Origin of the sequence: Mariniradius sediminis (assembly GCF_021491425.1) — a bacterium.
GTDB lineage: Bacteria > Bacteroidota > Bacteroidia > Cytophagales > Cyclobacteriaceae > Mariniradius > Mariniradius saccharolyticus.
The window spans coordinates 84,246-98,718 of sequence record NZ_JAKEVZ010000004.1 but is presented as its reverse complement, the minus strand read 5'-3'; the positions used below and the strand labels follow the sequence as shown (position 1 = coordinate 98,718).

The 14,473-nt window shown below is 45.4% G+C and carries 10 protein-coding genes; 1 reads left to right on the top strand and 9 read right to left on the bottom strand.

Annotated elements, in window-relative coordinates:
* Positions 1-68 precede the first annotated feature (68 nt).
* From L0U89_RS06565 to ettA, 9 genes are all read right to left on the bottom strand, one after another.
* Positions 69-1,145, bottom strand: coding sequence for an amidohydrolase family protein (locus L0U89_RS06565; RefSeq protein WP_234860957.1), 1,077 nt, complete (start codon positions 1,143-1,145; stop codon positions 69-71).
* Positions 1,146-1,333: 188 nt separating this feature from the next.
* Positions 1,334-3,745 carry an ABC transporter permease gene (locus L0U89_RS06560; protein WP_234860800.1) on the bottom strand — a complete coding sequence of 804 codons (2,412 nt, stop codon included), beginning with the start codon at positions 3,743-3,745 and terminating at the stop codon, positions 1,334-1,336.
* Between the two features lie 156 nt (positions 3,746-3,901).
* Positions 3,902-6,256 (bottom strand): ABC transporter permease, encoded by a 2,355-nt coding sequence (locus L0U89_RS06555; RefSeq protein ID WP_234860799.1) that lies wholly within the window; start codon positions 6,254-6,256, stop codon positions 3,902-3,904.
* A gap of 462 nt (positions 6,257-6,718) precedes the next feature.
* The gene (locus L0U89_RS06550; RefSeq protein ID WP_234860798.1) at positions 6,719-8,386 is read right to left on the bottom strand and encodes a carboxylesterase/lipase family protein; all 1,668 of its coding nucleotides are present in this window, start codon (positions 8,384-8,386) and stop codon (positions 6,719-6,721) included.
* Positions 8,387-8,640: 254 nt separating this feature from the next.
* A complete protein-coding gene (locus L0U89_RS06545) occupies positions 8,641-9,051 on the bottom strand; it encodes a type II toxin-antitoxin system VapC family toxin (RefSeq protein WP_234860797.1) in 411 nt (136 codons plus the stop codon).
* On the bottom strand, positions 9,041-9,286 hold the full coding sequence (locus tag L0U89_RS06540; RefSeq protein WP_234860796.1) for a DUF6364 family protein: 246 nt from the start codon (positions 9,284-9,286) through the stop codon (positions 9,041-9,043). Before L0U89_RS06540 ends, L0U89_RS06545 begins: the two co-directional genes overlap by 11 nt.
* A 433-nt stretch (positions 9,287-9,719) precedes the next feature.
* On the bottom strand, positions 9,720-10,445 hold the full coding sequence (locus L0U89_RS06535) for a hypothetical protein (protein WP_234860795.1): 726 nt from the start codon (positions 10,443-10,445) through the stop codon (positions 9,720-9,722).
* 88 nt (positions 10,446-10,533) lie between these two features.
* Positions 10,534-10,944, bottom strand: a complete 411-nt coding sequence (locus L0U89_RS06530; RefSeq protein WP_234860794.1) for a hypothetical protein — start codon at positions 10,942-10,944, stop codon at positions 10,534-10,536.
* A 426-nt stretch (positions 10,945-11,370) separates the two neighbouring features.
* The gene (gene ettA, locus L0U89_RS06525) at positions 11,371-13,050 is read right to left on the bottom strand and encodes an energy-dependent translational throttle protein EttA (RefSeq protein ID WP_234860793.1); all 1,680 of its coding nucleotides are present in this window, start codon (positions 13,048-13,050) and stop codon (positions 11,371-11,373) included.
* A gap of 132 nt (positions 13,051-13,182) precedes the next feature.
* Between ettA and L0U89_RS06520 the strand changes: the two genes are divergently transcribed.
* Positions 13,183-14,433 carry a DUF349 domain-containing protein gene (locus tag L0U89_RS06520; protein ID WP_234860792.1) on the top strand — a complete coding sequence of 417 codons (1,251 nt, stop codon included), beginning with the start codon at positions 13,183-13,185 and terminating at the stop codon, positions 14,431-14,433.
* Positions 14,434-14,473: the final 40 nt, after the last annotated feature.

Genomic DNA, 14,473 nt, shown 5'->3' with positions numbered 1-14,473 from the left:
GGCCAAGTTCCGGTAAACTCATTTTCCAGAACTTGGCCAATTTTTTTCCGATAATGGAGACCCAATTTTCAATCCGGAAATCTACTCCTATCAATATTGGGAATGATTTTGATCGCATTTTTGTAATAGACTTTTTTAAGGACGTCATCGGGTAACCCAAGACCATACATGGCCCAAAATGCGTGGTATTTTTTATAATATGGAAAATACTCGTCCTCAGTTTCGAGGACCCGAAAGTAAGTATAGAACTCCTCCTTTACGTAGGCATCTTTGGCAAAAAGAATTCTGTCTTGGTAGTCAATGAAAAATTTCCTGGCCCGCTTGGGTTGCCTACCAAACTCCGCAATAACTGCACCGATGCCAAAGTAGACGTTTGGATATTGGTCCAAATGGGCGCTCGCCTTGTCTAAGTCGTTGGCCATCCAACCCATATGGGCATTGATGAAGGTGGTCTTTGGGTGTTTTCGGAACACATGATGCTGTTCTGCGATAATCTGGGAAAAGGGAGCAGGGTCGGTATCACTTCGCTTCCGTCCGGGATTGAGTTTCAATTCCAGCCAACGCTCATTGTTGGCATCCATGGGTTGCCAAAAAGGTGCTGGATCCGCAGCATGGATGATCACTGGTATGCCCAATTCTCCGCACTTTTTCCAAACAGGATCCAAATCGGGATGGTCGATAGGCACCCTATTTCCGTGAATATCCTTGGTGGAAAGTCCCAGACTCTTGTAAATTTTCAATCCATTGGCACCATTTTGCACGTCTTTCTCCAAATCCGCAACTGCCTTTTCGATCCAGCCTGCTGAACCAAATTCCCTGAAAGAAAGGTTGGTAAAGACGATGAATCTTCCAGGCGCCACACCATTGAAGCGCCGGATCATCGAGAACATATATTCCTGCCCGTCAATATCACCAGTTGCTCCTCTTCCCCTTCCGCTGAGGTTAACCATGACAGCCATATTGATCTCGTCCATCTCCCGAACCAAGCGGTTGACTGTTTCTTGGGACACGTTCCATTGATGGCTGTGGATATCAATAAAGGGAAACTTGGCCCGTTTCACAGGATTTTGAGGTACCACCAAGGTGGATGGCGGATTGTACTCCTCAAAACTCATCTCTTGGGCCTGGAGGAAAAAACCCTGCATACAAAGCAGTATGCCGAATAAAAGGGATTTTGCACGACGGTGGAAGGGAGGTGACTGCATGTTTTGAAGGGAATTTTATCAAAATTAAGCTGGAAACAGCTTCCAAGCCGAGGAGAAAATTTGGAAAATAAAACCAAATTCCCTCGTCCGCTTATAAAATTTCCAAGATCACAACTCCCTCCCCTCTGTCACTCATCCTTCAATATCTTAGCTGGGTTGGTTGTTGCCGCCGCATAGCTGTGCAGGCCCACTACCATAAGGCAAATGAGCAGCACGATTCCACCTGCAAATACAAACTGACTGTAGGGCATCGCGATGCGGTACTGGAAATCGTTCAACCAATCCCTGCCAAAATAGTAGGCAGGAATGCAGGCAAGGACAAATGAAACTCCTACAAGTACCAGGTATTCCTTGGAAATCATACCGAGGATCTGGGCGATGCTTGCGCCCAGCACCTTTCTGATGCTGATTTCCTTGAGTTTCTGAGCAATGGTAAAAGAAGAAAGCCCAAACAATCCCAACATCGATATCAACACCGCCAATGCCGAGGCAAATGAGAGGACTCGTTGAATTTTCAGGTCATCCTGGTAGAATTTCTCCATTTCGGCTTCGAGAAAGTGAAATTCCTCCGTCTCGTAGGGATAAATGCTGCGATAGGCTTCCTCGAGGCGGGTTTTGAGGAGCGAAAGATTCTGGCCTCCTTGCAGCTTCACGTTGATCGTCTGGAAATAAGTCGGATTGTAGGTAATCAGCAGCGGCCTGATTTCCTCCCTGAAAGAACGTGAGTGGAAATCATCGACCACACCAACAATCGTCCGTGGTTCGCCCCCAAATGTGGCAACCGTGCCAAGAATTTCCTCAGGAGTTTCTATCCCTGCATCTTTCAGAAAACGTTTGTTGACAACAATCTCATCTGCCTGATTGGAGGGGCGGCGACCCGCCAATAGCTTGACGCCATTTACATTTGTGAAAGCAGAATCCGCATTCATCACTTGGGTGAAAAACTCCATTTGGGTGCTGTCTTTCGGAACCCTGACATCGGAGGTCCACAGGCTTGTCGACGACACCAAACTGCCCGACAGGCTTACGCCCACCACAAAACTCTCCTGTGCAAGCCTATCCCTCAGCAAGTTCATCTTGTCCTCGCCAGACATGAAAGGGAGGTTTGCATACATGACCGCATCCTTTTCAAAACCGAGGGGTTGATTGCTGATATATTTCATTTGGGCACCCAACACCCCGACCAGTATGATGAAGGCAATGGAAGCTGTAAACTGCAGTACGGTCAGGTTTTTTCTCAAAAATACCCCCATCGAAAAACCTCTGTTGGAAATTTTTTCTCCCTTCAACGCCCGCTGTGGCTGATAGTTGGCAAGGATAAATCCCGGATAAAGTCCAGACACAACGGTTAAGACCAATACGATGACCACAAAAAAGAGCAGATTTGGCCAGTTAAACAGCTTCAGGACAAAACCAGTCGGCAAGTAGTCTATTAACAGTTTAGCGACCAATTCTGCCAAGAATACCGAGAGCACCGCGGCCATCAAGACGATCAAGAAGGTCTCTGCCAAGAACTGGAAAATCAATTGGCCGCGATTGCCTCCCAAGGTCTTCCGAATGCCCACTTCCTTAGCCCTACTGATGGCTTGGGCGGTTTCAAGGTTGATAAAATTGAGGCAAGCTAGGAGCAAAATCAAACCGGCGATGTATATGAGGCCTTTGAGATAGACCTTAGAAACCGTCGTATCGTTGTAGTTTTGGTTGAAATGAAACTCGGCCAAGGGCTCCGCGGAGAAATTGGTACTGTTGCCTTCATTGTTTTCATAGTATTTTTTGACCAAAGATTCAAATTCGAAATCAAAGTCCTTGGCGGATTTACCGGGTACTGCCTTTACAAAAAGCTGGCTACTTGAATTCACATTTCCCCAACTGTCCAAGCCGTACCAGTTCTCTTTTTGCAGGTGCTTGATCGTGGAAAAGGAAATGAAATCGGTAAAAATGAAGTCGGTGTTTTCCGAAAAATCCTCCACTACGCCTGTGATTTGGGCAGTGACGGTGTCTGCATCCACCCACATCAGTTCTTTGCCAAGGACATCCTGTGGACGCATCCCGGGAAAATATTTCTCCAAACTTGCCTTTGAGATCACCGCTGCAGAGGGATTTTCCAAGGCTGTTTTGGGATTGCCCGCCAGCCATTTCCTTGGAAAAATTTCAAAATAGCCCCCATCCGAAAAGGTAACTTCATTGCTCCTCCCAAACACTTTGTTTTCGGAAGGGTCGACGACCAATGTCCCCCAAAGCGTATACAGCCTACCTTTCGTTTCAATCCCGGGAATCTCATCTTGGATCGTCTCCCCCAAAGGCCCCGGAGTACCGGAGTTGGGATAGGATTCGCCTCCTTCATAAGCGGTCAAGGTGTTGATGCGGAAAATCCGCTCCGAATCAGGGTGGAATTTGTCAAAGCTGTTTGCAAACCAGACGACGTTGAAGATCAAAAAGCAGATGGAAAGGCCCATGGCCAATCCCAATAAATGGATCGCCATCCGGAGTTTGTTGCGGAGCATGTTCCGCCAGGCGACAAGGAAATAGTTTTTGGACATGGGAGGGAAAGATTGTTGGTTAATGGTAATTATGTTAATGGGTTATTTCATCACTAAGCGAAGTCGACGGGTTTATAGTCCATAGCTGAGGCTCTTGTATCTTGGATCTGATTTCTAGTGCCTCATATTTGATATCTCAAATCTCATGTCTCACTGCTACTCTCCCTTCAGTGCATCCACCGGATTGGACCAGGCTGCTTTCAGCGCTTGTGAACTCACAGTCAGTATGGCTATGAGCAAGGTTATAACTGCAACAAGGAGGAATATCCAAACATCCAATTCGATACGATAGTTGAAGTCCTTGAGCCATTCACTCATGAAATACCAAGAAATCGGGATTGCGATCAGCAGGGCAATAAGCACGAGCTTTACAAAATCGGACGTCAATAATGCCACTACCCGAGAAGAAGAAGCCCCCAAAACCTTCCTGACGCTGATTTCCTTCATCCGCTGCTCGGCCATAAAAGCTGCCAATCCGAACAATCCAAGACATGAAATGAAGATTGCCAAACCGGAAAACCAAAGCGTCAATGTTCCCACCCGCTCCTCGGTCCGGAATTTTGCGGCATATTCCTGATCAACAAAAGTGTATTGAAATGGAAAATTTGGATTGAACTTCCCAAACAAACCCTCCATCGTTGCCAGGTTGTCCGAGACGGCATTGGCGGGATTTAGACGCACATGCAGTACATTGTACCAGCTGCCCGGGCCAAAAATCACCAAGGGATTTACTTTATCAAAAGGTGAATTCAAGATAAAATCTTCAACAACACCGACGACAAGCCAGTCAGACCCATTGTCCTGAATTACCTGGCCCAATGGTTCTTCAAAACCCATAACTTCAACTGCGGTTTGGTTGAGGAGGACTGCGTTTGAATCCGAAGCATGTTGGAAAATGTCGATGTCACGTCCAGAAACTAAGCTAAGGCCCGCTGTCTTGACCAAATCCGCATCGGAACTGAAGCGTTCGATGGTAATTGTTTGGTTGGGATCCTTGCCGGGCCAAGACATACCCCAGGTATTGCTCCAAGTAGAAGACATCGGAGACATCGTGCGGGAAACGGATATGGCCGCACCAGAGCTTAGCAACTCATTTCGGAAAGTCTCATAATTCCTGGACAGGTCTTCCGTTAAGATATGGTACACCAATTGGTCCCGATCGTACCCTGCATTGCGGTTTTGACCATAATCAATCTGGGATTTGATTACCAAAGTTGCGGCAATCAGAATAACCGCAAAGGCAAACTGGGTCACGACCAACACTTTTCTTAGGGAAAAAGCTGATCTGTGCGAAGTTGCTTTGCCCTTTAGCACCTTTGCCGGGACAAAGGCAGAGAGAAAAAACGCCGGATAGGAACCTGCAGTCAATCCAGTCAAGATCACAAATCCAAACAACAAAATCCAAAAGCCCGGGTTCGCAAATGGCAATGCGAGCGAAGTCCCCATGAGGCTATTGAAATAGGGTATCAATATTTCGACAATTACGAGCGCGAAAGCCGCCGCAATGACGGCCACCACCATCGACTCCCCGATAAACTGGAAGATCAACTTTTCCCTGCCCGCGCCTGATAACTTTCGAATACCCACTTCCTTGGCCCGTTTTTCACTTCGTGCAGTACTGAGGTTCATGAAATTGATGCAAGCGATCAGTAAAATGAGGATCGCGATCCAAAAAAACTGTTTCACCAATTGCATTTTTCCTTCGGCCAAGACACCGTTTTCGTAGTGATTGTAAAGGTGCATTTTGGTAACAGGATGGAGAATCAGGTCATTTTCCTCATCCGAATACTTCTTGGTCACGCCACGGATATTCGCTGCGGCGGTCTCGAGACTGACTTCCGGATGCAGTTCGATGTAGGTCTTGACGCTGTTGTTGCCCCAATATTCATCTTCGTAGCCAAGCTGCTTGTAGAGCGCCCAAGGTACCGCCACGTCAAATTTGAAATCTGTATTTGCCGGCAAATCTGCCAAAACACCGGATACCAAAAGCGACACTTGGTTGTCAAACAATACTTCTTTTCCAATCGGATCTTCCTCGCCAAAAAGCCGCCTTGCAGCATCTTCTGTCATAACCACGGATTCTGGATTAGACAAAACCGTCGCAGGATCTCCTTTTTTCAATGGAAAATCGAACATGGTAAAAAACCCGGGATCTACCACGGTCAATTCCTGCATCAGTCTCTTATCGCCATAGGCGACCAACATCCCATAGGGGAATTGGTATCGGCTGAAGGCTGCAACTTCTGGATATTCGCTACCCAATATCGGGCCAAGCGGCTTGGGAGTATAGCTCCAAGTGTTCAATTGTCCATTGAATTCCGCCTGGTTCCAGACCTCAAAAAGTCGATCTCTTTTGCTGTGAAACTGGTCGAAACTAGTCTCAAAATGTATCCACATCAAAATCATGATCGCACCGGCCATCCCAACAGTCAAGCCGGAGATATTGATTAAAGAAAACCCCCTATTCTTCCAGAGGTTTCGCCAAGCGATGGTGAGGTAGTTTTTGAACATGGGAGAGATTGGTTAGTGGTTATTGAGTTATTAGGTTGCAAAGCGAAGTCGAAAGGAATCGATAGTCAATAGGTTCGGCACCTGTTTCTTTTTTGTTAATAGTTAATAGTTATTAGCTTGAAGCCAACTGTTTCCTGTTCGTCCAATCTAAACTCTACAATCATAAATTGTCTTTAAGTCGACAGTCCATAGTCCACGGTCGCGGCTCTTGTTTCCTGCTTCTTGTGTCTTGATTCTCAAATCTCAATTCACCCATCAAAAAGCCATCCTTGTGCCAGATAAAAGTCGCCAAAAATGACAATTTAGGCCGTTTTGGAGTGATTTTCCGGAATTTCACGAACAAAATTGTTCGCTTACGGACAAATCAAATTTCCCGACTGCCAAGATGAAAGTTCAAAAAAAAGCCCTCGCCGAATTCTGTGTTTGGCGAAGGCTTGTTGGTTGCTTGCTTTGGCGACATGTTTAGGCTCTTGGCAATGCCATTCTTGCGGCGCGGTCGGGATCGTTTTTTACCTCACTCTTGTCGTTGAGTACCATCGTCTCACCATTCGCCACAGTGAATTTCGGCCAGTTGGGCAAGGTGCCGGCGTTAGGGTTTCCGGTTTTCATAAAGGCGATCAAAGCGCTTGACATCTTTTCAGAAAGTTCGCGCGGACGCTTTCCGCCGCCGGTATGCGTGTACATCCTGTCCGTATTGTCAAACCAAAAACAGATGTCGATGCAGTGGAAAGCCCGCATCCTGCCATTGTACAGGTTAGGCTCCCAACCAAACCAAGCCATATAAACTGGTGCTTTCTGCTTGGCTTTCGCATTGCCGCAGGCTACTGCATTTTGCCTGTTGGAAGCAGCCAAGGCCATGATTTCGGCTGGTTTTTTATCCGGAAAATTGGCTTGGTATGCCTTGAAAACTTCCCCTGCCTTATCGCCAAATCTTGGCTTGAGCGCCTCGATGGCACCATTGGCATCTGCCGCTTCCAGTTGGGGATTGGTACGGGTGGCACTCCACTCGTGAAAAGTAGTGCAAATCATCAGTGGGACCTCGGATTCATGTCCGGTTGGATTGGAGAAAAACTCGCCCTTAGGGATATTGACACCATCGGCGACCGGCGCGAAACCTCCCCGGAATCCTGGCTGGGGAAATTCCTTGCGCATCCGATCCAAGGCTTTGTAGGCCACATCGAGGTATTCACGCCAAGTGAGCTCCTGGATTTTGTCCAAAGTATCCGGTGTCAATCCCGCCGCTTCCATCACATAATGGCCCAACTTCCTGCTGTACTCTTGGTCATTGGCCGTCAACATGGACCCGCTTAAAGCCACGCCTTTGTGTACCAGACCTTTGGAAGCGGGCATGGCCATGGTAGCCGTGACTTTTGCGCCGCCGCCGGATTGCCCCATAATGGTGACATTGCCGGGATCACCTCCAAAATTGGAGATATTGTCACGCACCCAATGCAGGGCTGCGATGATATCCAGCATGCCCACATTTCCTGAATTGGCATACTTCGCTCCACCCACACCTGAGAAATCAGTAAAACCAATGGGCCCCAAGCGGTGGTTGATGGAGACGAACACGAGATCGCCTTTTCGGGAAAGGTTCTCTCCATGATAGCCATCCTGCTCGATGGCATTGCCGTTGGTGAATCCACCCCCGTGCAGCCAAACCATCACGGGACGTTTTTTCCCATCGCCGATCGCCGGTGTCCAGACATTCAGCTTCAGGCAATCCTCACTCACATCATCGTAGTTCCAATGGTCGGCAAAGGAATAATGGACATTTGCGTAGCGGTTATCCATGATTTGTGGCGCGGTATTTCCCCACCAAATGGTATCCTTGATGCCTTCCCATTTTTGTGGTTTTTGGGGCGGCATAAAGCGGTTTTTCCCTGTCGTATTTTCTCCGTAGGGCACGCCGAGAAAAGTATAAATACCATTCAGTTGGTATCCACGGACTTTCCCAAAGGCGGTATTGGCGATCGCGATGTCATCGCCGATAAACAAAAACTGTTCGTCATCAGAGGCTTGATGGTTGGTTGTGCCTGTAGTAGCTCCTTGTATGCCAAATGGCACCGCGGCCATTCCGGCTGTTCCGAGGCCGACTTTGGCCAAAAATTCCCTTCTGTTGGTTTTCATGAGATCGGTTGATTTGAGTGGTTACTTTTTCTATTGTCTCAAATTGAGTATATAGAAATACAATTCCTAACCGCTCATCATTTTTTGGGTCCTAGGTCTTAATATCGATACTCTTGTAAACCCAAAACCATGGGACAAAATACAGAAGGAAGGTTTTAGACGATGGGATAAATGAAAAAAAGAAGTTGGAAACCCCATTGCGAGTACCTGATCCAAATGACTTACATTACGATGAAAATGGTGCAGATGGGTTTCTAAAATTCCTCAGGTAGAAGCACCTCGATATCTTGGCTACTTTTTGGGAAGTCCTTGATATTCCTTGTGATGAAATACCGACATTGATTTGAAATTGCAGTTTGGTAAAGAATCGCATCTTCCAAATCTTCAAAATCGGATTGAATGGCTCGATCGATATCCTCTGACTGGGTTTGCGCCAAATTGACCAATCGGTTGATTTTTGAAATCGTACTCTTAATCACATCTGTGGTACAATTGGACTTTTGAAGTACGTAAATGACTGTTTGGATACAGGCAGGAGAGGTGAATAGAATCATTTGCTGATTGACGCTTGATTCAAGAAATTTTCCCACCCGATTGCCGAAATCTCCTCGGTTCAAGATCAGGTCAAGAAAAACATTGGTATCAATGAAAACCCTATTTTCCATGCTTTTCAAATGCCGATTCACGGATTACCTGTTTCCAATCTGTTTCAGGACTCACTTTCCCGGCAATCCCTTGTAATTCCCCGATGAGCGCAAGCTGTTTTTGCCTGTCTTTTTCAATTTCTTTATTCAGCAGATCTTCTATCAAAAAGGATAGGCTTAGCTGTTTATTTTGAGCCATCAGACGACTTTTCTCTATAATCTCCTTATCAATACTAAGGGTAAGTTTCGTTTTCATTGCACGTAACAATATCTTTAATACGTATAAATATACGTGAATTTATCGGTTTTCGTCAATGCCTTTAGGCAAAACTCTTTCCGAACCATGGAATATACCCCATATTGATCTTTGGGGTATTTGGGCCAGGGACAAAAAGAAACCCCGGCAAGTATCTACCTGCAGGGGTTCTTTGAAATGCAATCAGCAAATGCTTACTCGACTACCTCAGCTTCTTGTATTTGATCCGCTTCGATGTCACATCACCCAGCCTTTTCTTCTTGTTTTCCTCGTAATCGGAGAAGTTGCCTCTAAATGATCGGGCTTTGCTATTTCTTTACTATTTGGTTGAACCGGAAATTCTATATATCTGGACAAGAAAAACCTATACCACTTCAGAGAAAACCTTCAAACAAAACAACAATTATTCAAGAAATGAGCTTTTTCGACCACATCATCTTCTTTCTCTGACGAAGATTCGATTAACATTCCTATCGTTAAGAATTAATGAATCTCCTTTGATCTCATAGGTTAATTGTTCGGAAGCGTTTATACTTGGTACCTTCAATGTCAATATTCTGTCATCCATTGTGGAAAAATAATAAGTGGGAATGTCCGTGTATTGGAATTCAACCCCTCCTTTTTTAGCTGCATCTCTGAAAATTCTACTGTCAGGGATAAAACGTCCATCTTTTGTGTATATAGCTTTGTAGTTTTTAGAGGAATTATCATTCTGTTTGTTTACCGAACCGTCCAAATTAAGTGTATTTCTTTCAATCCAAGTTCCAATGATTCTGTTGTCAACCTTGGTTGCCTTCGATTGCTGCAGTGCTTGGGACGAAGGTTTAGTCATCGCTAAGAAAATGGCTTGATCTCCCCTTTCTTCAGTATTATAATCAATTCCTTCATTGCCATCGGGTCGAATTTCAAAAAAATCGCCTGCACCTATTCTTGTGGCGCAGGCATCGCGGATGATATTGTCTGTTATTTCCAACTTGACCGAACAGGTTGAATTAACTCTATCATGATTTTCACTCAATTGGATCTTTACACTATTCCGTTCCAAAACAGCCAAAGCAATAGAATTGGTCAACTCGGTTGTAAATGGGTTCCTCTTTATGTGCACAAAAGAAGACTCTTTACAAATCGCTATAAACAAAAGAAAAAGAATATTTTTCATAGGTTTATCCTTTTTTGAGATTCAAATTACGTCACTCTTTGATTCAGGAGGAACCATCAAAGAATTATCGTAATCAGAACAACGAACGCTATTTGCCTCTAAGCAGGAAGCGGACATTTCCATTTGAATACCCTAAAAGGAGAGTATCGCCTAAAAAGCCATATCGATTGTCTTTGCTTCCAAGTTCTCCATAATTAATTCTTAGGGTGTTATTGTTAATCGTAGTCCATTGAAACGTAGGTATCGAAGCATAGTCAAGTTTAGTGATTTCACCTAATCGTTTCATATCATCTAATAAAAATTGGGGGTCTAGTATTAGCCTCCCGTCTTTTGTGTATTCTTCAATATAATTTTTACCGAAGAATTCATCTTTGATGATTTTGCCATTCGCATCTTTTGAGTAAAGCATCGTCCACTTTCCAACTAATCGTGGATCGCGTTCGGCTTTTTGAAGAAGAGACAAAAAACCAATCAAAAGGATTATTGATAGGCACCTCATAATCAGGTATTTTAGTTATCTTTTTTTTTTGACGAATCGCCCAAAATCAATTCCAAAATCTTTATATCGGAACTGAAATCGAAAATGAATAAGACTGTGAGACAATAACTAGTAAAAAGTCCTGAAAAACAAAAAAATGACAGTTCAATAAAATCTTGAAAAATTTCAATAACGAAGGAAAACTAATTTTTACCAAATATAATTTTACCACCCCCCTAACGGAATAGGTAATAAATTCTGGACTTATCCGTTTTGGGGGGGATTGAGCAAAATTAAATTTTTCGGATTTTTTCCGAAAAAGCTTCCAAGTCCCGATCAAGAGGTGCTCACTTGTCTTTTCTTTGACTATGCTTTCACTAAGAAAAAAAAGGCAGGCCTGAAGTAGGCCTACCTGTCGTGTCTTCGTCTTTGTTTCTTTGTCGAAGACTACCTCAGCTTCTTGTATTTGATCCGCTTCGGCGTCACATCACCCAGCCTTTTCTTCTTGTTTTCCTCGTAATCGGAGAAGTTGCCTTCAAACCAATACACCTGGGAATCGCCCTCAAAGGCCAAGATGTGTGTACAAATCCTGTCCAAAAACCACCTGTCGTGGGAAATGATCACCGCACAGCCGCCGAAGTTTTCCAAAGCTTCCTCCAGCGCACGGAGCGTATTGACATCCAAGTCGTTGGTAGGTTCATCCAAAAGCAGCAGGTTGCCGCCTTCCTTGAGCGTCAGCGCCAGGTGGACCCGATTGCGTTCGCCTCCTGACAGTATGCCTACCTTCTTTTCCTGGTCAGAGCCTGCAAAGTTGAACTTCGAAACGTATGCCCTCGAGTTGACTTCTTTGTTGCCCAGTTTCATCAATTCGTTGCCTTCGGAGATGGTCTGGAATACCGTTTTGTTGGGATCCAAGCGATCGTGTTCTTGGTCCACATAGGCCAGTTTCACGGTCTCACCCACTTCAAAATTGCCGGAATCGGGTTTTTCCTGTCCCGTGATCAATTTGAAAAGGGTGGTTTTTCCGGCGCCGTTTGGCCCGATGATACCGACAATGCCGCCTTGTGGAAGCGAAAAACTCAAATCCTCAAACAGCAGCTTGTCGCCATAGGCTTTGGAAACCTTATTGGCTTCGATCACTTTGGCCCCCAATCTTGGTCCGGGCGGGATAAACAATTCGAGTTTGGCTTCTTTCTCTTTGGCGTCCTCACCTACCAACTTGTCGTAGGCGTTGAGACGGGCTTTTCCTTTGGCTTGACGGGCTTTGGGAGCCATGCGGATCCACTCCAATTCGCGCTCTAGGGTCTTTTGGCGTTTGGATTCCGTTTTTTCCTCTTGCTTCAGTCGGTTTTGCTTTTGTTCCAGCCAGGAAGAGTAGTTTCCTTTCCATGGAATCCCTTCTCCCCTATCCAATTCCAGAATCCATCCGGCCACATTGTCCAGAAAATAACGGTCGTGGGTCACGGCAATGACCGTTCCTTTGTATTGCTGCAGGTGCTGCTCGAGCCAAAGCACGGACTCAGCGTCGAGGTGGTTGGTCGGTTCGTCGAGCAAAAGCACGTCCGGTTCCTGAAGCAGGAGACGGCAAAGCGCCACCCTTCTTTTTTCACCACCGGAGAGATTGCCGACCATCGCATCGCTGGGAGGAAGCCTCAGGGCGTCCATGGCTTTGTCCAGCATCACGTCGAGTTCCCAAGCATTGGCGGCGTCGAGTTTCTCCTGCACTTCGCCTTGTTTTTGGATCAGCTTGTCCATCGCATCTGGATCGTCCATCAGCGCTGGATCCATGAATTTCTCGTTGATTTCCTCAAATTCCTTCAGCAACGCGACGGTACCAGCAACAGCCTCCTCGACGATTTCCTTGACGGTTTTGGTCGGGTCAAGTTTGGGTTCCTGCTCGAGCATGCCCACCGTATATCCCGGAGACCAGACTACTTCCCCGATAAAATCCTTGTCCATGCCGGCAATGATCCTAAGCAAGGAGCTCTTACCAGAACCATTGAGACCAAGCACGCCGATCTTGGCGCCATAGAAAAATGAGAGGTAAATATCTTTCAAAACTTTCTTCTGCGGAGGATAGATTTTACTCACTCCCGCCATGGAAAAGATGATTTTTTCTGCACTCATGATAAATAAATAGGGATTTTATTTTGGAGAACGACAAAGATGGCAAAAAACGGAGTACTTTAGGAATAATGCTTTTGAATTAATTAATTTGCGGAAAATATAAACCCACCACCTACAACCTATTAAATCGCAATGGAGCATCCATACGGGTACATTAAAGATAACAAGGTTTATCTCAAGGGATTTTTGAATCAGCCGGACAGGGTGATTGGAGAAGTAAAGGAAGACGAGGCCTCCACGATCAAGTATTTTGAAGATCGCTACACGGCCTTACTCGAGAAAATCAACAACTTAAAAAAGGATATTGAGGAAAACCAAAACAAAGGCTCCTTCCTCATGAAGCTGGTGCACCTTAAGGAATCATTGTATGCCTATGATGCCTTGGGTGACTTTCCTCCTTTGATCGAAGAACTCAGCCAGTTGCAAGCATTTCTTGATGAAATCATCCAAAAAAACAGGGAACGGAACCTCGAAATAAAGCGCGGCCTAATCTTGGAGGCAGAAGCTATCAAAGACAGCACGGATTGGAAAAAGACTGCCGAAGACTTCAAAAACCTCAAAATGCGCTGGATTAAAACCGGCCCAGTGGACAAGGAATTTGAGGAGGAAATCGAATCCAGCTTCAACGACATTGTCGAAGGCTTTTTTGAGAGAAGGAAGGAATTCTTTGAAGCCTTGGCCCTACAGGCAGAAGAAAACATCAAGATCTACGAATACTTGGTGCAGCAAGCCCGCGATGCATTTGACATGCAGGACGCAAAGGCTTCTTTTGAGATTTCGAAAAAAATCCAAAAAGAATGGAAAGCTGCCGGCAAAGTTCCGATCGAAAGGCGCAAACCGCTCTGGGATGAGTTTTCCAAGTTGAACAACAGGATCTTCAGCCGCTTCAAACGAACGATGCAGACCGAACCCCAAATGAAACCTTGGGAACTGCTCAAAAAAATGGAAGCCATGACCGACGAGATGAAGAAATTGGCCTATGCGCCGACCTCTCCGAACATCATTTCTTCTGCAAAAACCCTCCAGGCAGACTGGAAAAAGCTGCCGCAGCGAAAGCCAAAGGAAGCCAATCTCGTCAACCGCTCGTTTCAGTTTTTCTCGGAGATCGTTTTTGAGAAACTCTTTCTTGAGAAGCTCGTAACAGGAAAATATCCCGATTTTGACCAAAAGGACCGTGCCGAGCAAAAGAAACTGAAAATGGCTATTCTCAAGGATTTGATCTACCGCGACGAGAGCGAACTGGCTACGGTGCGGGACAATACGGAGAATTTCCGGAGCCCTGAACCAGATTTTGAAATCATGATGAAAAAGAAACTGAGCACCCTGAAAAGAAAGGTCGATGTAAAAAATTTCATCCTGAAGGAACTTTCGAACAAATATTAAGTTAACAATTGAAAATTTAAAACAATTTCTATTTTTGCTT